Annotated in this window: 23 protein-coding genes; 15 read left to right on the top strand and 8 right to left on the bottom strand. The window is 64.4% G+C overall.

Annotation, left to right across the window (positions count from 1 at the left end; translation table 11 throughout):
• From fliK to H1B27_RS36860, 3 genes are all read left to right on the top strand, one after another.
• A partial coding sequence (gene fliK / locus H1B27_RS36850) for a flagellar hook-length control protein FliK (protein ID WP_197969416.1) occupies positions 1-863 on the top strand: 863 nt, incomplete at its 5' end.
• Positions 860-1,123, top strand: a complete 264-nt coding sequence (locus H1B27_RS36855) for an EscU/YscU/HrcU family type III secretion system export apparatus switch protein (protein WP_061876866.1) — start codon at positions 860-862, stop codon at positions 1,121-1,123. The genes fliK and H1B27_RS36855, both read left to right, overlap by 4 nt.
• 73 nt (positions 1,124-1,196) lie before the next feature.
• Entirely contained in the window at positions 1,197-2,015 is an 819-nt protein-coding gene (locus H1B27_RS36860) for a penicillin-binding transpeptidase domain-containing protein (protein ID WP_197969417.1), read from the top strand.
• A 102-nt stretch (positions 2,016-2,117) separates the two neighbouring features.
• Here the strand turns inward: H1B27_RS36860 and H1B27_RS36865 are convergent, their stop codons facing one another.
• Complete coding sequence (locus H1B27_RS36865) at positions 2,118-2,522, bottom strand: DUF4260 domain-containing protein (protein ID WP_197969418.1); 405 nt, start codon at positions 2,520-2,522, stop codon at positions 2,118-2,120.
• Between the two features lie 139 nt (positions 2,523-2,661).
• Here H1B27_RS36865 and H1B27_RS36870 point away from each other — a divergent pair, with 139 nt between their 5' ends.
• The 4 genes from H1B27_RS36870 (at position 2,662) to H1B27_RS36885 (ending at position 5,506) form a co-directional block, all read left to right on the top strand.
• Complete coding sequence (locus H1B27_RS36870) at positions 2,662-4,194, top strand: acyl-CoA carboxylase subunit beta (protein WP_028182322.1); 1,533 nt, start codon at positions 2,662-2,664, stop codon at positions 4,192-4,194.
• A gap of 64 nt (positions 4,195-4,258) precedes the next feature.
• Entirely contained in the window at positions 4,259-4,435 is a 177-nt protein-coding gene (locus H1B27_RS36875) for a hypothetical protein (RefSeq protein WP_197488613.1), read from the top strand.
• The gene (locus H1B27_RS36880; RefSeq protein WP_061876863.1) at positions 4,432-5,103 is read left to right on the top strand and encodes a Fic family protein; all 672 of its coding nucleotides are present in this window, start codon (positions 4,432-4,434) and stop codon (positions 5,101-5,103) included. The genes H1B27_RS36875 and H1B27_RS36880 overlap by 4 nt, the downstream gene beginning before the upstream one ends.
• A 55-nt stretch (positions 5,104-5,158) precedes the next feature.
• On the top strand, positions 5,159-5,506 hold the full coding sequence (locus H1B27_RS36885) for a hypothetical protein (protein ID WP_061876862.1): 348 nt from the start codon (positions 5,159-5,161) through the stop codon (positions 5,504-5,506).
• A gap of 121 nt (positions 5,507-5,627) precedes the next feature.
• Here the strand turns inward: H1B27_RS36885 and H1B27_RS36890 are convergent, their stop codons facing one another.
• Entirely contained in the window at positions 5,628-5,780 is a 153-nt protein-coding gene (locus tag H1B27_RS36890) for a hypothetical protein (protein ID WP_197488612.1), read from the bottom strand.
• A 76-nt stretch (positions 5,781-5,856) separates the two neighbouring features.
• Positions 5,857-6,510 carry a glutathione S-transferase family protein gene (locus H1B27_RS36895; RefSeq protein WP_197969419.1) on the bottom strand — a complete coding sequence of 218 codons (654 nt, stop codon included), beginning with the start codon at positions 6,508-6,510 and terminating at the stop codon, positions 5,857-5,859.
• Positions 6,511-6,634: 124 nt separating this feature from the next.
• On the opposite strand from H1B27_RS36895, the gene H1B27_RS36900 reads away from it, so the two are divergent.
• Together H1B27_RS36900 and H1B27_RS36905 are read left to right on the top strand one after the other, a co-directional pair.
• On the top strand, positions 6,635-6,949 hold the full coding sequence (locus H1B27_RS36900; protein ID WP_197969420.1) for a hypothetical protein: 315 nt from the start codon (positions 6,635-6,637) through the stop codon (positions 6,947-6,949).
• A 111-nt stretch (positions 6,950-7,060) separates the two neighbouring features.
• Positions 7,061-7,345: a twin-arginine translocation signal domain-containing protein gene (locus tag H1B27_RS36905; protein ID WP_197969421.1), complete on the top strand. Its 285-nt coding sequence runs from the start codon at positions 7,061-7,063 to the stop codon at positions 7,343-7,345.
• A gap of 161 nt (positions 7,346-7,506) precedes the next feature.
• Here the strand turns inward: H1B27_RS36905 and H1B27_RS36910 are convergent, their stop codons facing one another.
• The 3 genes from H1B27_RS36910 to H1B27_RS36920 form a co-directional block, all read right to left on the bottom strand.
• Positions 7,507-7,758: a GCG_CRPN prefix-to-repeats domain-containing protein gene (locus H1B27_RS36910; protein ID WP_028182358.1), complete on the bottom strand. Its 252-nt coding sequence runs from the start codon at positions 7,756-7,758 to the stop codon at positions 7,507-7,509.
• A gap of 190 nt (positions 7,759-7,948) precedes the next feature.
• Complete coding sequence (locus tag H1B27_RS36915) at positions 7,949-8,959, bottom strand: alpha/beta fold hydrolase (RefSeq protein ID WP_197969422.1); 1,011 nt, start codon at positions 8,957-8,959, stop codon at positions 7,949-7,951.
• Between the two features lie 194 nt (positions 8,960-9,153).
• A complete protein-coding gene (locus H1B27_RS36920) occupies positions 9,154-9,852 on the bottom strand; it encodes an ArsR family transcriptional regulator (RefSeq protein WP_197969423.1) in 699 nt (232 codons plus the stop codon).
• Between the two features lie 164 nt (positions 9,853-10,016).
• On the opposite strand from H1B27_RS36920, the gene H1B27_RS36925 reads away from it, so the two are divergent.
• Genes H1B27_RS36925 through H1B27_RS36935 form a run of 3 tightly spaced genes read left to right on the top strand, consistent with a single transcriptional unit; the run spans position 10,017 to position 11,559 of the window.
• On the top strand, positions 10,017-10,325 hold the full coding sequence (locus H1B27_RS36925) for an NIPSNAP family protein (protein WP_061881419.1): 309 nt from the start codon (positions 10,017-10,019) through the stop codon (positions 10,323-10,325).
• Positions 10,326-10,348: 23 nt separating this feature from the next.
• A complete protein-coding gene (locus H1B27_RS36930; RefSeq protein ID WP_027574093.1) occupies positions 10,349-10,699 on the top strand; it encodes an antibiotic biosynthesis monooxygenase family protein in 351 nt (116 codons plus the stop codon).
• A gap of 50 nt (positions 10,700-10,749) precedes the next feature.
• Positions 10,750-11,559 carry an isocitrate lyase/PEP mutase family protein gene (locus H1B27_RS36935; RefSeq protein ID WP_197969424.1) on the top strand — a complete coding sequence of 270 codons (810 nt, stop codon included), beginning with the start codon at positions 10,750-10,752 and terminating at the stop codon, positions 11,557-11,559.
• Positions 11,560-11,617: 58 nt separating this feature from the next.
• Here the strand turns inward: H1B27_RS36935 and H1B27_RS36940 are convergent, their stop codons facing one another.
• Complete coding sequence (locus tag H1B27_RS36940; protein WP_061881412.1) at positions 11,618-12,043, bottom strand: hypothetical protein; 426 nt, start codon at positions 12,041-12,043, stop codon at positions 11,618-11,620.
• 167 nt (positions 12,044-12,210) lie between these two features.
• On the opposite strand from H1B27_RS36940, the gene H1B27_RS36945 reads away from it, so the two are divergent.
• Positions 12,211-12,855, top strand: coding sequence for a trimeric intracellular cation channel family protein (locus tag H1B27_RS36945; protein WP_197969425.1), 645 nt, complete (start codon positions 12,211-12,213; stop codon positions 12,853-12,855).
• A gap of 55 nt (positions 12,856-12,910) precedes the next feature.
• Here the strand turns inward: H1B27_RS36945 and H1B27_RS36950 are convergent, their stop codons facing one another.
• Positions 12,911-14,131: a c-type cytochrome gene (locus tag H1B27_RS36950; protein ID WP_197969426.1), complete on the bottom strand. Its 1,221-nt coding sequence runs from the start codon at positions 14,129-14,131 to the stop codon at positions 12,911-12,913.
• A 291-nt stretch (positions 14,132-14,422) separates the two neighbouring features.
• On the opposite strand from H1B27_RS36950, the gene H1B27_RS36955 reads away from it, so the two are divergent.
• Positions 14,423-17,914, top strand: coding sequence for an indolepyruvate ferredoxin oxidoreductase family protein (locus tag H1B27_RS36955; RefSeq protein WP_197969427.1), 3,492 nt, complete (start codon positions 14,423-14,425; stop codon positions 17,912-17,914).
• Between the two features lie 96 nt (positions 17,915-18,010).
• Positions 18,011-18,481: an immunity 26/phosphotriesterase HocA family protein gene (locus H1B27_RS41320; RefSeq protein ID WP_197969428.1), complete on the top strand. Its 471-nt coding sequence runs from the start codon at positions 18,011-18,013 to the stop codon at positions 18,479-18,481.
• The last annotated feature ends 775 nt before the right edge of the window (positions 18,482-19,256 follow it).

The raw sequence follows: 19,256 nt of genomic DNA on the forward strand, positions 1-19,256 counted from the left end.
CGCAGGTCGGCATCGCACCGGCTCCGGCCGCCGGGACGGCGCAGGCGGCATCGCCATCAATCGAAATCGCGCAACAGCCGCAAACGCCGGGCCGCGCCAATCCCGCCGCTGCCGTGCTCGCCGACATCGCCGGCGGGGCTTCGCAGGCGGCGACATCGCGGATCATGTCCGCCGGCCTTGCCGCAAGCCTGCTGCAAGAAGCGACGCAGAACCTGCCGCGCCTGACCGGCAACGTGCCGGGGTCCAACAAGGCCGTACCGGATGGCCACGTCTTCGAGGCTGCCGCACATGCGACGCCCCCGCCATTCCGCGGTGCGCTGCCGGCGTCGCAGCCCATCGCCGCGCCATCGCTGGCGCCGGATACGCCGCTCGCTGCCACCGTGCATCGCCTGCTCGACGACACCGAAGCGGCGCTCGCGCGGCAGACGCTGCTGCAAATCGCCTCGCTCCCCGATCGCATCGATGCCAGCGGGCACCGCATCGATCCGGCCGTACCGCAGTGGAATTTCGAGATTCCGTTCGCGACCCCGCAGGGCACTGCGATGGCGCAGTTCGAGATCTCGCGCGACGGCGGCAATGAGTCCGGCGATCCCGCCCAGCGCACCTGGCGCGCGCGCTTCTCCCTCAATGTGGAGCCGGCCGGACCCGTGCATGCGTTGGTCACGCTGAACGGCGACAAGACGTTCGTGCGGATGTGGGCGGAGCGGCCGGCGACGGCGCAGCAGCTCCGTGCCGGCGTCGGTGAGCTCAGCCAGGCATTGACGAGAGCCGAGCTCAAGCCCGGCGACATCGTGGTCCGCGACGGCACGCCGCCGCAGCCGGCGCCGGCCCGCGCCGGGCACTTCCTGGATCGCGCGACATGAGCGATCCGTCCAAGCTTGCGATCGCGCTCCATTACGAGAAGGGCACCAACGCGCCTGTCGTCGTCGCCAAGGGCAAGGGCGCGATCGGCGAAAAGATCGTCGAGATCGCCAAGGCCCACGACATCCCGATCGAGGAGAACGAGATTCTGGCCGGCGCGCTGTCCAGGGTCGAGCTCGGCGACGAGATCCCGCCGGATCTCTACAAGGCCGTCGCCGAGGTGCTGGTGTTCGTGCTGCGGCTGTCGGGCCGGGGGCGGTAAGCATAACCTGTCATCGTTTCACCACGTAGCGGCTGCATGGTCGCGCGGCTTCTCACAGTTCACGGATATCGCTTTGCTGACCCGTCGTTCCACCCTCGGTCTTCTCGCCGCAGCCGCGGTGCTGCCGTCCCGCGCGCTCGCCCACGTCGCGCCGCCGCGCAATGAAATCCGCGAGAGTCTTGCAAAACGCTTCACCGATCTCGGCACTTCAGGCACTTTCGTCGGCTACAAGGTTGAGGATTATCTGATCGTCGCCAGCGACAAGGAGCGCTCGGGCGAGGGCAAGCTGCCGGCCTCGACCTTCAAGATTCCGAACGCGCTGATTGCGCTGGAGACCGGCGTGGTCGCGGACCCCGACAAGGACGTGTTTCCCTGGGATGGCGTCAAGCGCCCGATCGAACTCTGGAACAAGGATCACACGTTGCGCAGCGCCATCGCGGTGAGCGCGGTGCCGGTCTTTCAGGAGATTGCACGGCGCATTGGCCAGGAACGCATGCAGAAATATGTCGACGAGTTCGACTACGGCAATCGCGACATCGGCGGCGGCATCGACCAGTTCTGGCTCACCGGCGTCCTGCGCATCGATCCGGTCGAGCAGGTCGATTTCGTCGACCGGCTGCGCCGCCGCATGCTGCCGATTTCAAAGCGCAGCCAGGATCTCGTCGCCGACATCCTGCCGGTGACCAAACTGGGCGACAGCATCATCCGCGCCAAGTCGGGCCTGCTCGGGGCCGAGCGCGGCGAGCCGTCGCTCGGCTGGATGGTCGGCTGGGCCGAGAAGGGCGAGGCGCACACCGTGTTCGCGCTCAACATGGATTGTAAGGAGCCGCGTCTGATCGGCGAGCGCATGCCGCTGACGCAAGCCTGTCTTGCCGAGATCGGCGCGATCTGACTCCAGCGCCCGTTGCCCCTGACCAGGCTTGAACGGCGCCTGTAAGAACTCCTCCACGGCGGAGGGGGCGGGGAGTCCAAGCTTCGCAGGGTCGCGCGCCGATCAGGCGGCCTTCTGCCGCCCGATCCGGCCGAGATGGGTAAAGGAGAACCCTGCGGAATATTTCAGGCCGTAGCCGAGCGCCCGGTCGATGCCGATATGGGCAAGCCAGATCAAGGCAATTGACAAAGTGAGGGGCGAGGCGAGGCCGAAGCCCAGCGTCAGCAGCGCCACCGGCGCCATGTAGCTGTGAGCGGCGTTGTAGACCATCGCGCCGAACCTGGCGTCGGAAAGGTATGCCAGGAAGCTCAGATCGGGCACGAAGAAGAGCAAGGCAAAAACCAGCCAGGACCCGTCCCAGGCGGCGTAGAGCGTCACCATCCCTGCGAACAGGGTCAGGCCCTCCAGCCGCAACAGGATGTTAACGCTGCCCGTCGCCGCGCCCGTCTCGGCCATTCCTTCGCTCATGTTCGTCTCCTAGGCAAAGCTCTGTAATTCCTTGCGCTTTCACGCTGCGGCAGGGCAGCCCTGCGACGCCGAAAGCCGCTTCCCGGCCCGCAAAATGCCGTGTTAGAACCCCGCATCACTTAAGAACTGGCGGGAGCAAATGAAACACATCCTGGACGCCCTCGAAGACCGTCGCGCCGCCGCAAAACTCGGCGGCGGGGAGAAGCGCATCGAGGCGCAGCACGCCCGCGGCAAGCTGACGGCGCGCGAGCGCATCGAGCTGCTGCTCGACAAGGGGTCGTTCGAGGAGTTCGACATGTTCGTCGAGCACCGCTCCACCGAATTCGGGATGGAGAAGACCAAGGTGCCCGGCGACGGCGTCGTCACCGGCTGGGGCACCGTCAACGGCCGCAAGACGTTTGTCTTCGCCAAGGATTTCACCGTGTTCGGCGGCTCGCTGTCCGAGACCCACGCGCTGAAGATCACGAAACTCCAGGACATGGCGATGAAGGCGAGGGCGCCCATCATCGGCCTCTATGATGCCGGCGGCGCTCGCATCCAGGAAGGCGTCGCCGCGCTCGCCGGCTACTCCTACGTCTTCCGCCGCAACGTGCTGGCCTCGGGCGTGATCCCGCAGATCTCCGTCATCATGGGGCCCTGCGCCGGCGGCGACGTCTATTCGCCGGCCATGACCGACTTCATCTTCATGGTGAAGAACACCAGCTACATGTTCGTCACCGGCCCCGACGTGGTGAAGACCGTCACCAACGAGGTCGTCACCGCCGAAGAACTCGGCGGCGCCTCGGTGCACGCCACGCGCTCCTCGATCGCCGACGGCGCCTTCGAGAACGACGTCGAGACGCTCTTGCAGATGCGGCGCCTGATCGACTTCCTGCCGTCCAACAACACCGACGGCGTGCCGGAATGGCCGAGCTTCGACGATATCGGGCGGGTCGACATGTCCCTGGACACGCTGATCCCCGATAATCCGAACAAGCCCTACGACATGAAGGAGCTGATCCTGAAGGTCGTGGACGAGGGCGACTTCTTCGAGATCGCGGAAGCCTTCGCCAAGAACATCGTCACCGGCTTCGGCCGTATCGCCGGCCGCACCGTCGGCTTCGTCGCCAACCAGCCGATGGTGCTGGCCGGCGTGCTCGATTCTGACGCCTCGCGGAAAGCGGCCCGCTTCGTCCGCTTCTGTGACGCCTTCAATATCCCGATCGTGACTTTCGTCGACGTGCCGGGCTTCCTGCCGGGCACCGCGCAGGAATATGGCGGCCTGATCAAGCATGGCGCAAAGCTGTTGTTTGCGTATTCGCAGTGCACCGTGCCGCTCGTCACCATCATCACCCGCAAGGCCTATGGCGGCGCCTTCGACGTCATGGCCTCCAAGGAGATCGGCGCCGACATGAACTACGCCTGGCCGACCGCCCAAATCGCGGTGATGGGCGCCAAAGGCGCGGTCGAGATCATCTTCCGATCCGACATCGGCGACCCCGACAAGATCGCGGCGCGCACCAAGGAATACGAAGACCGCTTCCTCTCGCCCTTCATCGCCGCCGAGCGCGGCTACATCGACGACGTCATCATGCCGCACTCGACTCGCAAGCGCATCGCCCGCGCGCTGGCTATGCTGAAGGACAAGAAGACCGAGATGCCGGCGAAGAAGCACGACAATTTGCCGTTGTGAGGGGGAGTCGGCCCGCTGGAAAAATGGCGTGGTACGGTCGAGCCGATTCGACTATATTAACGGCATGACCGACGCTCTCAAGAAACTCATCGAGGCTGCAAAAACCGCGAATCCATCCCCGGAACACCGGGAGGAGCAGCGGCGTAGCTTCGTATATGGCAATACCCATTTCGAAAATGAGCTTATAACGCGAGAAATGGTGGATCGTGAGGCCGAGAAATTGGCCAAGGAAAAGAAGTGACAAGCGACGAGCGCGAACGGCGTGATAGCCGGGCGCTCGAACCTGAGTTGATTACAGATCCGCAAGCGAAGGCCGCTGCGGAAGCCCGGAACGGGTTCCGCCAGTACGACGCGGCTATTGGCGTGATCCAGACCGCCCTTGAACGGGGCTCATTCAAACTCCGTCCCTCGCTCATCCTCGGTCTGCAACGGGAAGCCTTGGCGGGCATCAGCTCTTATGCTGGCAACTATCGCCCCGGTGGCGTTGCCATCGAGGGAAGCAAGCATGAGCCTGTCGGCGCACATCTCGTCCCAGAACTCATTGAGGACATGTGCGACTACGTCAATGATCACTGGGAACTCAGCACGCCGATTCACCTAGCTGCTTATGTCATGTGGCGGCTAAATTGGATTCATCCGTTCGCGGACGGGAATGGGCGCACTTCCCGAATTGTCTCGTACGTTGTGCTCTCAATTCGGGCCGGCACTCTTTTGCCGGGCACCCCGACGATTCCAGATCAAATAGTCGATAACCGGCGGCCCTATTTCGATGCCTTGGATGCGGCCGATTTAGCTTTTCGCGATGGTGGCCGGATCGATGTCTCGAAAATGGAAGATTTGCTAGCTTCATTGTTGGCGAACCAACTCGCGGAATTCTATAGATCGGTTGGCGGGAAACTACCCGGCTAAGAACAACCCTTGGCGCTAGCTTCATTCGTAAGCAAGCTCCCAGATCCGAAGCCCTATGACCGAAGACGAACCGACCGACGAAATCTCCGATATCGAAGATCGGATCGAGGCGCTTGCCGAGATCGCCGAGCGGTGTCGGAAGTACATCCTGGCCTCCAAGATCGCCATCGGCAGTGGCGCGGCGCTACTGCTGATCACGATCTTCGGCCTATTTGGCACGGGTCAGACAGCGGCGCTCGGTTCGATCGCCCTGGTTCTCGGCGGGATCGTTTCGCTCGGCTCGAACGTCAGCACGCTGCGGCAGACGGATGAGGCCATTCGTGCTGCGGAGGCGCGGCGTGCGGCGTTGATCGGACGCATCGACCTTCGCCTGGTCGCCGATGCTCCGTTGAAGCTGGTGTGACGCGTAGGGTGGATTAGCGACAGCGTAATCCACCAAGGTATGTGTCACCGGATGGAGGAGTGGCGGATGACGCTGTCGCTAATCCGCCCTACCTATCTCACGCATCCGGCGACAGCACGCCTCACGCTGCGGTCTTGAGCGTTAGTTCCGACAATTCCGTGCGGCATTCGGCTGCGAAGGCTTGAAGCCGATCGGCGGTCTGGCGGTCGAGGATGGCTTTTGCCAGCCGCTCGGCGCGGGCGATCTGTCGTTTGAGATATTCGAGGCGGACCATGTGTCACCTGTCGAATTGCTTCATTCCGGTGGCGACGAGTTGTATGCCGGGCACTGGATCGATTGTGTGAGCCGCATCACGCCCCACGTGCCTTACCCGCCGCAGCAATATGCGCCATCTGGTCCGCGTGCGCCTTGGCGAACGCCGGACGTCCGGTGGCGCGCGCGACGTAGGCGCGGCAGGCAGGACTGTCCGCCAGCCCGCCGAAACCGTCGACGACGCGCAGCACGTCCGACATCAGGATGTCGGCGACGGAGAAGGAGCCGGCCAGCCATTCGCGGCCGGCCAGCACCGGCTCGAGATGCTTGAGCCGAAGCTTGAGGAAGTCGTCCACGAATTTCCACGCCGCCGTGTCAGTCGGATGTCCCATGAACTTCGACATTCCCCAGGGCAGGCTGGCCATCTCCACTGAATTGAGCGCCGCGAACACCCATTTCGTCGCCTCGGCGCGGCCGCGCGGATCGGATGGCATCAGCTTCTCGCTGAGCCCACCGAGATGCAGCAGGATCGCACCGGTCTCGAAGATCGAGATGTCGCCGTCGGTCAGCCACGGCACCTGGCCGAACGGCTGGTGCGCGAAATGCGCAGGCCCGCGATCGTCGAACGGGGCGCTTGCGACGCGATAGGGCAGCGCCGCCTCTTCGAGGGCCCAGCGCACACGAAGGTCCCGCACAAAGCCTCGCGGTGCTTCGGGAACCCAATTGAAGGTGGTCAGGGTGAGGTCGCTCATTTGCTGTCTCCGTGTTCGAAGCAAAGGACGAGCGAAGGGCGCCCGTTCCGACATCGGGGCCGGCATTTTTTGTCGTCGTCGGCTTAACCGGCTAAGCTTGCCTCAAACAACAGGAGGAAACCCGATGCGAGCAGCCTTCTTCGTCGTCCGCGCCACCGTCCCCGACGCCAGCAAGCGCGCCGCCTTCGACCGATGGTACGAGACGGAACATCTGCCCGATGCGGCGAAGGCGTTCGGCGTGAGCAAGGCCTGGCGGTTCTGGAGCCTGGATGATCCCTCGCTGCACCAGGCGATGTATCAGTTCGATGACGAGGCAAAGCTGAATGCGATGCTGAAAGGTGACGCGCTACAAGAGCTCGTCGCCGACTTCAATCGCGACTGGCCCGACGTGAAGCGCGCGCGCGAAACGCTGGTGCTGGCGCAGGAGTTTGCGAAATAAGCGGGAGACATCCGCGGCTCAATAAATCTGAACGCGCGATTCAGCTTCGGTTCATGTCGTGAACGCGACACTTCCTCTGCATCACAGTCACGATGACCAAAGGAAGAAATGATGGAGCGCCGGAACTTTTTGAAACTTGCATTGGGGGTGACAGCGGGCGCCGCGGCCTTCGCCGCAACGGCCGCACAGGCCGCGCCGCTGTCACCGCAGCCGGTCGGTGATCCCGCCCGTACGCCTCAGGGCAATTCCGACGCTCATCCCGCGGTCACCACCAGCGAGGAAGCCGCCAAGCTGACGCCGGAGCAGGTTCACTACGGCCATCACCGCCACTGGGGCTGGCGCCGCCGTCATTGGCGCCGGCATCGCCGCCGCTGGCACCGCCGCCATCACTGGTAAGCTCGCGACGTTCGCGGGTTGGACGGGGATCGCCACAAGCGGTCCCCGTTTCGATTCTGGAGGCGCCCGAAGTCCATGGCGACGAAGCGTTGGCAGCAACTTAAAAGAAATGGCCGCGCTGGCTTTCGCCGCGCGGCCACTTTGAACGCAAATGGACGAGCTCAGAACGGGCGGCAGCGGCCGGCGTACCAGCGGAAGCCGTAGGGGCACACACGCGCGCGAGGCACAACGACGACCGGCGCCGGGGCGACCACCACCGGAGCGGGGCGAACGACGACCGGGCCGCGCATCGGACGGCAGCCGCCATAGGGGCCGCGATACCAACCCGGGCCGCAACCGCCGGCGGCGCTGGCCGCCTCGCTGAAACCGACGACCGCGCTGGCGAGCATGACGGCGGCAAACAGGTATTTCATTGGGTCTTCCTTCTCGTCCTTGGAGGCAGGCTAGGGGAATGGCGCTTTTGGCGCACAATGATTCAAGAGACACGATTCGACACGTTAAATCTGGGGCGCGCCGACACGTTGCGATCCAAACCTGCCAATCATGACCTGAATGCGGCATGAACGGTCCGCGCATTCTGCCTCAGACGACACGCAAGTGTCGCTAGCGGCCGAGAAAACCAAGCACCAGCTCCTTGTACTTCTCGGGCGCCTCCAGGAAGACGAGATGCCCGGTGTTCGGGATCACTTCTGCCTGCGCATTCGGCATCTTCGCCGCCAGCGCCTTCGCCAGTTCGGCGTTCTGCCCCATCTTGGCGCGCAGCGCCTCGGGCGCGAGTGGCCGGCCCGGCGCGTTGTGGTCGTCGGCCCCCATGATGAACAGCGTGGGCAGCGCGATGAGCGGAATCTCGTGCGCCACCGGCTCCCGGTAGATCATCTGGCCGGAACTGACGAAGGCGCGCAGCCAGCGCGGGTAGTCGGGGCTGCCCTTGATGTTGAATCGGGCATCGATGAATGGCGTGATCGCCTCGGCTGGCAGCTTGATCGCGTAATTGGTCTGGAGCTGCTTGCGATAGCCCTCCGCCGTGAGCTTGTCCTCGGTCTCGATCATCTTCTCGGTCGGCGTCGGCGGCACGTAGAGGCGGTAATCCTCCAGCCCGATCGGCGCGGTCAGCACCAGATGGTTGACGCGGTCGGGATAGGCGCGGGCGATGCGCACGCCGAGCATGCCGCCGAGCGAGTGGGCGACGACCTCGGCTTTGTCGATCTTGAGGTGATCGAGCAGCGCAATGGTGTTGCGCGCCAGATTGTCGAAATGCAGTTCGCCCTGCGGCTTGGAGGATTTGCCGAATCCGATCTGGTCCGGCACCACGACGCGGAAGCCGGCCTCGCTCAGCATCTTGATCACGGGGGCCCAATAGCTCGACGGGAAATTGCGCCCGTGCAGCAGCACCACGGTGCGGCCGTTCGGCTGCGCGGGCGACACGTCCATGTAGGCCATGCTGAGCTGCTCGCCGTCGTTGATAACAGGCAGGAGGTGCACCGGGTAGGGATAGGCAAAGCCTTCGAGCGCGATGCCATAGGGCTCACGGGGCGCGGTGTCGGCGGCGATGGCGAACGTGAACGGAGAGACGAGAAGGGCGGCGGCGAGCGCGGCCGGGAGGATGCGGGTCATGGAGGGTCTCGCAATTGGAGCAGTCATTCCGGGGCGCGCGCAGCGCGAACCCGGAATCTCGAGATTCCGGTCTGGTCCTTCGGACCATCCCGGAAATGACAATGCGCATAAAGACGTCAACGGCCGGGTCAAGCCCGGCCATGACCAGAGCGCGCATTCACACGCAAACGTGCGAACCCACGCGCCCCGCGTGATCAGTCGTTCGCGTTCCCGAAGAGCGCGGCGAACTGCTTCTCGCCGGCGCGGGTGAAATTCACCACGCGGCTGCCGGGCGTGGCATCGCGCGAGGCCCATTTCAGCTCGGCGAAACGCTGCATCAAGGCCGCGCCCAGCGTGCCGGCGAGATGGTGGCGCCGCTCGCTCCAGTCGAGGCAGGCCTTGCACACCGGGCGGCGCGGATGGGCCAGCATGTCCGGCGAGATCTGCAAATGCTTGGCGAGGAAGCGCTCGCCCTCGGCCGTCAGCTCGATATCCTGCTTCTTCTGCCTGACCAGGTTTCGCTCGCGCATGGTGTCGAGCATCTGCACGCCGAGATCGCCGGCGAGATGGTCGTAACAGATCCGCGCCCGCCGCAGCGCCGGATCCTTCGGTCCGGTGCGCACGCGCATGTGGCCGGTCCGCGCGGCGAGGCCCGCGAGGCCCTCGAGCACCCCGGCGACGTCGTCATCGGTGAGCCGGTAATAGCGGTGGCGGCCCTGCTTCTCCGGCTCGACGAGGCCGCCGGCCTCGAGCTTCGAAAGATGCGAGCTTGCGGTCTGCGGCGTGATGCCGGCCTCCTGCGCCAGCTCGCTCGCGGTGAGCGCGCGGCCGTTCATAAGCGCCGTGAGCATGTTGGCGCGGGCGGGGTCGCCGACGAGGGAGGCGACCATGGCGATATCAGGACCTGCTTTCATGCTTCGATGGTAGCCGAAGCATTGTGGCCGGGCAAGGGCGTAGCTTCTCACTACGCCGTCGTTGCGAGGAGCGCAGCGACGAAGCAATCCAGATTGTTCCCGCGGAGGGATTCCTGGATTGCTTCGCTGCGCTCGCAATGACGGCGGAAACACAGGAGCCTGTCATGTCCGTCACCGTCTTCATCCGCTATCAGCTCGATCCGTTCAAGCGCGCGCAGTTCGAGGAATATTCGAAGCGCTGGCTCACCATCATCCCGAGATGTGGCGGCGAGCTGATCGGCTATTTCATGCCGCATGAGGGCACCAACAACATCGCGTTCGCCCTGATCTCGTTCGAGAGCCTGGCGGCGTACGAGTCCTATCGCAAGCGGCTGCGCGCCGATCTCGACGGCACCGCAAATTTCAACTTTGCGGAGGCGGAGAAATTCATCCTCGCCGAGGAGCGCACCTTCCTGCGCAAGGTGGTATTGTAGGCCATCAACGCAAGGAGATGCCCATGATCGCCGTGATCTTCGAGGTCTGGCCCAAGCCGGAACACCGCCAGGACTATTTCGACCTCGCGGCCGACCTGAAGCCGTTGCTGCAAACCATCGACGGCTTCATCTCGGTCGAGCGCTTCGAAAGCCTGACCGAGAAGGGCAAGATCCTGTCGGTGTCGTTCTGGCGGGATGAGGCAGCAGTCGCGGCCTGGCGCAACACGATGGAGCATCGCCGCACCCAGGCAAAAGGCCGCGCAAAGATTTTCGCGGACTATCATCTGCGCATCGCCAGCGTGATCCGGGATTACAGCATGACCGACCGCGAGCAGGCTCCGAAGGACAGCCGCGCGGTGCACGACGCGCACTAGCGCACTTGAAGATGCGCGCCTATCTCTGCGCAGCAACGAGGGAGAGAAACATGCACGTGACGACCGCGGACAAGCGCGCGACATTCAGGAAAATGCACGAGAGCGGCTGCTTCATCCTGCCGAATCCGGTCGATGTCGGCAGCGCGAAGGCCTTGCAGCATCTCGGTTTCAAGGCGATCGCGTCCTCGAGCGCGGGCTTTGCCTGGACCATCGGCAAGGCCGACAATCACGTCACCGTCGAGGACGTCTGTCAGCATCTGGCAGCATTGAGCTCGGCCGTCGACATCCCCGTGAACGCCGACTTCGAGGGCGGCTTTGCCGTCGAGCCGGACAGGGTCGCCGACAATGTCGAGCGCTGTGTGCGTACCGGCGTCGCGGGCCTCTCGATCGAGGATTCCACCGGCGACAAGGACAAGCCGCTCTACGAAAGCGCGCTTGCGGTCGAGCGCATCAAAGCCTCGCGCAAGGCGATCGGCGACAGCGGCACGCTGCTGGTCGGCCGCTGCGAGGCGTACTTGTGGGGCGTCACCGACCTCAAGCTCGTCATCGATCGGTTGACCGCTTATGCTGATGCCGGCGCCGACTGTCTCTACGCGCCGGGCCTGAAGAGCCGCGAGGACATCGCCGCGGTGGTGAAGGCGGTGCATCCAAAGCCGTTCAATCTCCTGATCGGCGCGTCCGGCCTGTCGCTGCAGGAAGCCCGGGATCTCGGCGTGCGCCGCATCAGTGTGGGGGGCTCGCTAGCCCGCGCCGCCTGGGGCGGCTTCATGCGCGCAGCAAAGGAGATGGCGGAGAAGGGAACGTTCACAGAGCTTGCCGGCGGCTATTCCGGCGGCGAGCTCAACAAGATGTTCAGCTAGGCAAACGAAAAGCGGCGGGATGTTGCATCCCGCCGCTCTCACGTCTCATTGTGAACCGTTACTTCGCGCCGCTGGCCGGCGTCTGTGCATCCGGCGCCGGCTTTGCAGCAGGCGTATCGGGAGCCGGGGCAGCAGGCCTGCTCGGCGCGGCACCCGTGGTCACGCCCGGCTCGGTGTTGTTGCGCGGGGTCACGTCGCGCATGCCGGGAGGCGCCGCCGGATTGGTCGGCTGCGTTTGCGCAGTCTGCGAGGCCGGCGTGTTGCTGGCCTGGTTGGTCGTGGTGGTATTGTTCAAGCCGTAGAACACCGCGCCCAGCACCAGGGCGACCGCTACCGCAAACAGCGCGATCTTGCCGCTGGAGGCAGGGCCTTCCCCGAGCTCGGGATCGGCCTGAAGGTCGGCATCCCGGCGCGCCGCGCGAGCAAACTCATCGTCGGCGAGGTTCGGGCGGTACGGATCGTTGGGAAAACGGTCGTCAGCCATCGATTGGATCTCCTCGGGTTATGACGCCGGGACAACCCTCAGGTGCGAGATTCCGTTCCCCGCCACCCAATGCTTTCGTCGCATGTTGCTCTCACGCCGGGAATCGGGAACCTGTTCGGTCGGGAACTGAACGCGAGTTCCATGGCCGCGACGAGGGGACGAAGCCGATGTGGAGTCTGCCGCCGACCGATAGCGTGCTGCACTTTCTGGCGCTCGTCGCCATCACGGCGGAGGGCATGACGGCAGCACTGGCCGCGGGGCGGCGCAGCATGGATTATGTCGGCGTTTGTCTTCTCGCCTGCATCACCGCGCTTGGCGGCGGCACGCTGCGCGATCTGTTTCTCGGTCACTATCCGCTGGTATGGGTGGCTCACCCAATCTACCTTGCACTGCCGGGCGGGGCGGCGCTGCTGACGATCCTGATCGCGCGCCTCGTGCATCGGCTGCACCTCGCCTTCATCGTGCTCGATGCGATCGGCCTCGTCGTCTTCACGATGATCGGCTGCAACGTCGGCTGGCAGATGGATGCCTCGCTGCCGATCGTGATCGTCTCGGGCATGGTGACGGGCTGCGCCGGCGGCGTGTTGCGCGATGTGCTCTGCAACGACGTGCCGCTGCTGTTCCGATCCGAGCTCTATGCCAGCGTCTCGGTCGTCACGGGCTTGTTCTACGCCACAGCGTTCGGCTTCAATCTCCATGCCGAGCTCTGGACGATCTTGACCTTCGTGCTCGGCCTCAGCTTCCGCCTGCTCGCGGTGCACTACAGATGGGAGATGCCGAAATTCGTGTTCACCGGGGATGAGGAGAGGTGAGCGCTGTCGCGCGCGAATGGCGAATAGCGAATGGTTCTGGGCCATTCGCTACTCACTATTCCCCATTCGCCTCTCGCTTCCTCGCCCTCGCCACCTGGGCCGGCGTCACCAGCAGGCCCGCATTGCCCCAGGAATTGCGGATGTAATTCGTCACCGCCGCGATCTCGTCGTCGGACAGTTGTTTGGCATAAGCCGGCATCTCCCCGGTGTTGGGCGCGCGCGGCGTGGTCACGGTGTGGGCGCCGTCGAGGATGATGCGCAAGGTGGAGGATGGGTTGTTGGATTGCAGCAGCGCATTGCCTGGCAACGGCGGATAGATGCGCGGGGCTCCGGAGCCGTCGGCCTCATGGCAGGCGATGCAGAGTTTTGCGTAGACGGCCTGGCCGGCCTTCATCTCGGCATTGTCGGGCGGCGTCACGATCGTCTCGCGTCGCGTCGACGGCAGGCTCTTCAGGTAAATGGCGATTGCGCGCACATCGGCATCGCTCATTTTAGCGGTCGAGTTGACGACGACCTCCGCCATCGGCCCGCCGGCATGGCTTTTGGCGTTGCGCCCGCTTTGCAGATACTCGGTGATGTCCTCCTCGCTCCACGATTTCAGCCCGGTGCGGACGGCGCCATCAAGGCGGGGGGCAAACCAGCCTCCGACCTCGTTGCCGGATAGCGCCTGCGCGTTCCTGTCGGCGCCGAAGTAGTTTTTCGGCGTGTGGCAGGCGCCGCAATGACCGAGCCCGGTGACGAGATAGCCGCCTCGGTTCCAGGCCGCGCTCTTGCTCTGGTCCGGCTCGAACAGGCCGGGCTTGAAATACATGGCGTTCCACAGCCGCATCAGGCCGCGATAGCCGAACGGCCAGCGCAGTTCCGGCGGCTTGTTGCGGCTCGCCACGGGCGCCAGCGTTCCGAGATAGGCGCGGATCGCCAGCACGTCGTCCTTCGTCATCTTGGTGAAGTAAGGATAGGGGAAGGCCGGGTAATAGTTCGAGCCGTCGGGCGCGATGCCGGTGCGCACCGCGCGCACGAAATCGGCATCCCTCCAGGCGCCGATTCCGGTGTCGCGATCAGGCGTCAGGTTCGGCGCAAAGATCGCGCCGAACGGCGTGTCGATGCGCTTTCCGCCCGCGAACGGCTTGGCCGGATCGGCGGTGTGGCAGCTTGCGCAGTCGCCGGCCTCGACCAGCGCCTTGCCATAGGCGATCAGTTCCGGCGATGGCTCGGCGGCAAGGGCCGCGCCGGCAACTGCACTGCACAACGCGATCACAGCCAGAATCGTGCGCATGCTCGGCCTCTCCTGCGACCAATCGCCGTCATCGGCGCCATGGGGGCGGCCATTCATTTCGCGACGGCGGGGGTATGGTGACACAAATTGAAAATGCCCGGCGTGTTTGCGGCCACGAAATTGCGATTTTCACCCGGCGCGCCCTTTCATCCAGATTTGTGGTGCGGATCATGAAATATCCGACATAGAGTGGCGGTGATGGTCGGCGCGCCCTAGCTAAAAACGACGGGAAGGCAACGGCTTAAGCGAGCTTAAGTAACAAAGGCCTGAGCAGGGCCAAACGAGGACAGCATGGGCATCAACCAGGGTCCGATCAGTCTCGATCAAAAATACACCCAGGAAACCGGTCACGTCTTCACCACGGGCATCCAGGCCCTGGTCCGCCTGCCGATGGCCCAGATCCGGCGCGACCGCGCCAACGGCCTCAATACCGCGGGCTTCATCTCCGGCTATCGCGGCTCGCCGCTCGGCGGCTACGACCAGCAGCTGTTCGCCGCCCGCAAGCATCTGGAACAGTACAACATCAAGTTCCAGCCCGGCGTGAACGAGGACCTCGCCGCGACCGCCGTCTGGGGCTCGCAGCAGCTCAACCTCTCGCCCGGCGCCAAATACGACGGCGTCGTCGGCATCTGGTACGGCAAGGGCCCGGGCGTCGACCGCTGTGGTGACGTGTTCCGCCACGGCAATGCCGCCGGCTCGGCCAAGAACGGCGGCGTGCTGTGCCTTGCCGGTGACGACCACGGCGCAAAATCCTCCACCGTTCCGCATCAGTCCGACCACGCCTTCATCTCGGCGCTGATGCCCTATCTCTATCCCTCCAGCATCCACGAGATGATCGAGATGGGCCTGCTCGGCATCGCGATGTCGCGCTATTCCGGCTGCTGGGTCGGCATGAAGGTGATCACCGAGACGGTGGAGACCACCGCCGAGATCGACCTCACCGACGAGATGAAGCCTTTCATCATTCCCACCGATTTCGAGTTGCCGCCCGGCGGTCTCAACCTGCGCTGGCCCGACGACCGCTTCGAGCAGGACCGGCGCCTGCAGGACTACAAGGGCTTTGCCGCCATCGCCTTCGCGCGTGCCAACAAGGTCAACCGCGTCACCATGGATTCGCCGAACGCCCGCTTCGGCATCATGGCGTCGGGCAAGAGCTATGAGGACGTGCGCCAGGCGCTGCGCGAGCTGGGGATTACCGAGGAGGTCGCCGCCAAGATCGGCCTTCGCCTCTACAAGATCGGCATGCCCTGGCCGCTGGAGCCGGAAGGCGTGCGGCAGTTTGCGGTCGGGCTCGAAGAGATCTTCATTGTCGAGGAGCGCCGCGAGATCGTCGAAAACCAGGTCAAGCAGGAGCTGTTCAACTGGCGCGACGACGTCCGCCCGCGCATCGTCGGCAAGATGGACGAGCACGACAAGCGCTTCCTGACCTTCGCCGCCGAGCTGAGCGTCGCCTCGCTTGCGACCTCGCTCACGGAACGCCTGCTTCGACTTAATCTCAACCCTGAGATCGCGGAGATGCTCCGCGTCAAGGCCGACTGGTTCAACGGCCGTCAGGCGACCCAGATGCAGGCGGTCGCCCCTGTCTCCCGCACTCCCTACTTTTGCTCCGGCTGTCCCCACAACACTTCGACAAAAGTCCCCGAAGGCAGCCGCGCGCTCGCCGGCATCGGCTGTCACTTCATGGCGCTGTGGATGGACCGCTCGACCGAGACCTTTACGCACATGGGCGGCGAGGGCGTGCCCTGGGTCGGCATCGCGCCCTTCACTAACGAGAACCACATCTTCGCGAACCTCGGCGACGGCACTTACTTCCACTCCGGGCTTTTGGCGATCCGCCAGGCGGTCGCCTCCAAGACCAACATCACCTACAAGATCCTCTACAACGACGCGGTCGCAATGACCGGCGGCCAGCGCCATGACGGCGATCTCTCGCCGCAGCAGATCACCTTCCAGCTCCACGCCGAAGGCATCCGCGAGATCTATCTGGTCTCGGAGGCGCCCGACGCCTATCCGGCCGACACCATCGCGCCCGGCGTGAAGAAGTATCACCGCGACGAGCTCGACAGCGTCATGAAGATGTGCCGCGAGTACAAGGGCACCTCGGCGATCGTCTTCGTGCAGACCTGCGCCGCCGAAAAGCGCCGCCGCCGCAAGCGCGGCCTGATGGAGGATCCGGCGCGCCGCGTCATGATCAATCCGGCTGTTTGCGAAGGCTGCGGCGACTGCTCGGTGCAGTCGAACTGCATCTCGGTCGAGCCGCTGGAGACCGAGTTCGGCCGCAAGCGCGCCATCAACCAGTCCTCCTGCAACAAGGACTATTCGTGTCTCAAGGGCTTCTGCCCGTCCTTCGTCACCGTCGACGGCGGCAAGCCGCGTCACCGTGCGCCGGCCGAGCTCAGCGAGATCGGCGAGCTGCCTGAGCCGGCCTCGCGACCGACTCTCGACAAGCCCTACAACATCGCGGTCGGCGGTGTCGGCGGCACCGGCGTGCTGACCATCGGCGCGCTGCTCGGCATGGCCGCCCATATCGAGGGCAAGGCCTCGATGATCCTCGACATGTCCGGTCTTGCGCAGAAGGGCGGGGCGGTGCTCAGCCACGTTCGCCTATCGGATCATCCGGCGGAGGTGACTTGCTCGCGCATCGTCACCGGCACGGCCGATCTCGTGCTCGCGGCCGATGAGGTGGTTGCGGTCGCCAAGGATACGATCTCGCTCTGCGACACCAGCCGCACCCGCGGCATCATCAACAGCCACGTCATTCCCACCGCCGACTTCGTCCTCAACCGCGACTTCAACTTCCAGACCCGCAAGCTCAACTCGGTGCTGGAGACGGCGCTGCACAAGGGCTCCGTGTTCTTCGACTTCACCAGACCGGCCGAACAGCTGCTCGGCGATGCCATCGCGACCAACATGATGATGATGGGCTACGCCTATCAGAAGGGGCTGTTCCCGCTCTCGGCAGAGTCGATCGAGCAGGCGATCGAGGTCAACGGCGTCTCGATCAAGATGAACAAGGAAGCCTTCCGCCTCGGCCGCCTCGCGGTCGCCGACCCCGCGCGTCTTGCCGCGATGCTGAAGGGGACGGACGAGGTGGTCGCGCCGAAGACGCTGGACGCGATGACGCTCGATGAGGTGATCGAGCATCGCGTCAAGCACCTGACCGCCTATCAGAATGGCCGACTGGCAAGACGTTATCGCAAGCTGGTCGACCAGGTTCGCGATGCTGCCATGCAAGCCGGCTATGGCGATGCGCTGCCGCGGGCGGTCGCGGTGAACTACGCCAAGCTCCTCGCCTACAAGGACGAATACGAAGTTGCGCGCCTCTACACCAACGGGGCCTTCGAGCAGCAGCTCCGCGACCAGTTCGAGGGCGACTTCAAATTCAGCTTCAACCTCGCGCCGCCCATCCTGGCGTCCGGCGTCGATGCGCTCGGCCGCCCGAAGAAGCGCGCCTTTGGCCCGTGGATGCTGAACGTCTTCCGCGTGCTGGCGAAATTCAAGTTCCTGCGCGGCACGCCATTCGACATTTTCGGCCGCAGCGCCGACCGCAAGCTCGAGCGTGACCTGATCACGGGCTACGAGAAGGACGTCGCCACCGTGCTCGGCCTGCTGTCCCCCGTCACGATCGACACCGCAGTGGAATTGCTCTCACTGCCCGACCGCATCCGCGGCTACGGCCCGGTGAAGGAGAAGGCGGTAGCCGACGCCAAGCTTCGTTACGCCCAGCTCGCCGCCGACCTCGCGAGCCCGCCGCCGGCGCCGCGGCAGATCGCGGCGGAGTAGGGGCTGCTGTGCAGGGTGGGTTAGCGCTTGCGTAACCCACCAGCTTCCTTCGACGCGTGCTTCTCGCAAGGTGACGTACCGTACCATCGACAGCAGATGAAGCTGCCCTATGAAGAAGGCTCCGTGTTCGCAATGCCGCTCCGAAATGGCGGATTTGCTCGTGGAGTCGTCGGGAGGTCGACCCACGTGGGAAGGGTTCTGCTGGGTTACTTTTTCGGTCCGCGTCTTGAAACGTCAGCGTCGGCAACGCTCGATCATCTTCATGCTGACCAGGCCGTGGCTAGAATTCGCTTCGGAGACCTCGGACTGATTGAGGGGCGGTGGGTGATCATCGGCAAGGTGCCCAACTGGGATCGGTCAGATTGGCCCATCCCCGACTTTGTCAGGCGAGATCCGATATCAAAGAGGGCTTGGTTGGTTCGGTACTCGGACAGTGATCCCGTAAAGAGCGTGTCCGAGCCCCTTTTGGACTACGACGACCTGCAAGGATTGGACGGCGATGGCTTATTCGGCGCCGGAGCGGCTGAGATCAGAATTTCGAAGCTGCTGGCTCGTTCTGGAGGTTAAGACGTTCCAGCTAGCTCGTAGACCCGCGGCACCATCCGTTGTGCTGCCCGTCGGGCAAAACACCCACGCCGTGGGTCAATCCGTATGCGCTAAAATATTCCGCTTTACCGAAATTCGGAATCGTCGTATTCGTCCGTCACCTCATCCCTCTCAGAGGGGCGTATCGCGATCGTCACGAAACGCGGGGTGAGTGGCGGTGGACGCGGGCTGCGTCGCGCGAGCGATTGTCTCGTGCACGACGGGCGCGGTCTCGCGTACGGCAAAATCGTGTGGTCCTGACGCCCGGGGTCTGTGCGTCAAGTCTTGCGGGTCTCTCGCAAGGCGACGGGGGCAATAGTGCAACGCTCCCCGAGGAGAGCGCGACATAAGCCGTCAAACCACTGCGCAGGGAAGGCCGGATGTTTGGCTTCACCTGTATGCCGCTGTGCATCTGTTCTTCGCGCAATTCGCGCACAGCGGACCGTGGGTGCCCAGCCGGCACCCGGTCTTCCCTGCGCCCTCTGTTTTTGGAGGGAGCAAGACGGACGCAAGACTCGGGCGAAATATGCCGCGAGGATGCGGAAGTGTGTCTGCAAAGCAATCTCTCGTGCCCCGGACGCAGTGCAGCGCTCTTGGCAGTGCGCTGCAGAGCCGGGGCCCACGTTGCAACGACGGTGCGCGACCCCATGGGTCCCGGCTCTGCGCAGCAACGCCAGGGCGTTGCAGCGCGTCCGGGACACGAGACATTGCCCCCACTTGCGCCGACCCGCTGCCCTCTCGCGCGACGGAATATTTC

It is taken from the genome of Bradyrhizobium diversitatis, from assembly GCF_016031635.1.
Classification (GTDB): Bacteria; Pseudomonadota; Alphaproteobacteria; order Rhizobiales; family Xanthobacteraceae; genus Bradyrhizobium; species Bradyrhizobium diversitatis.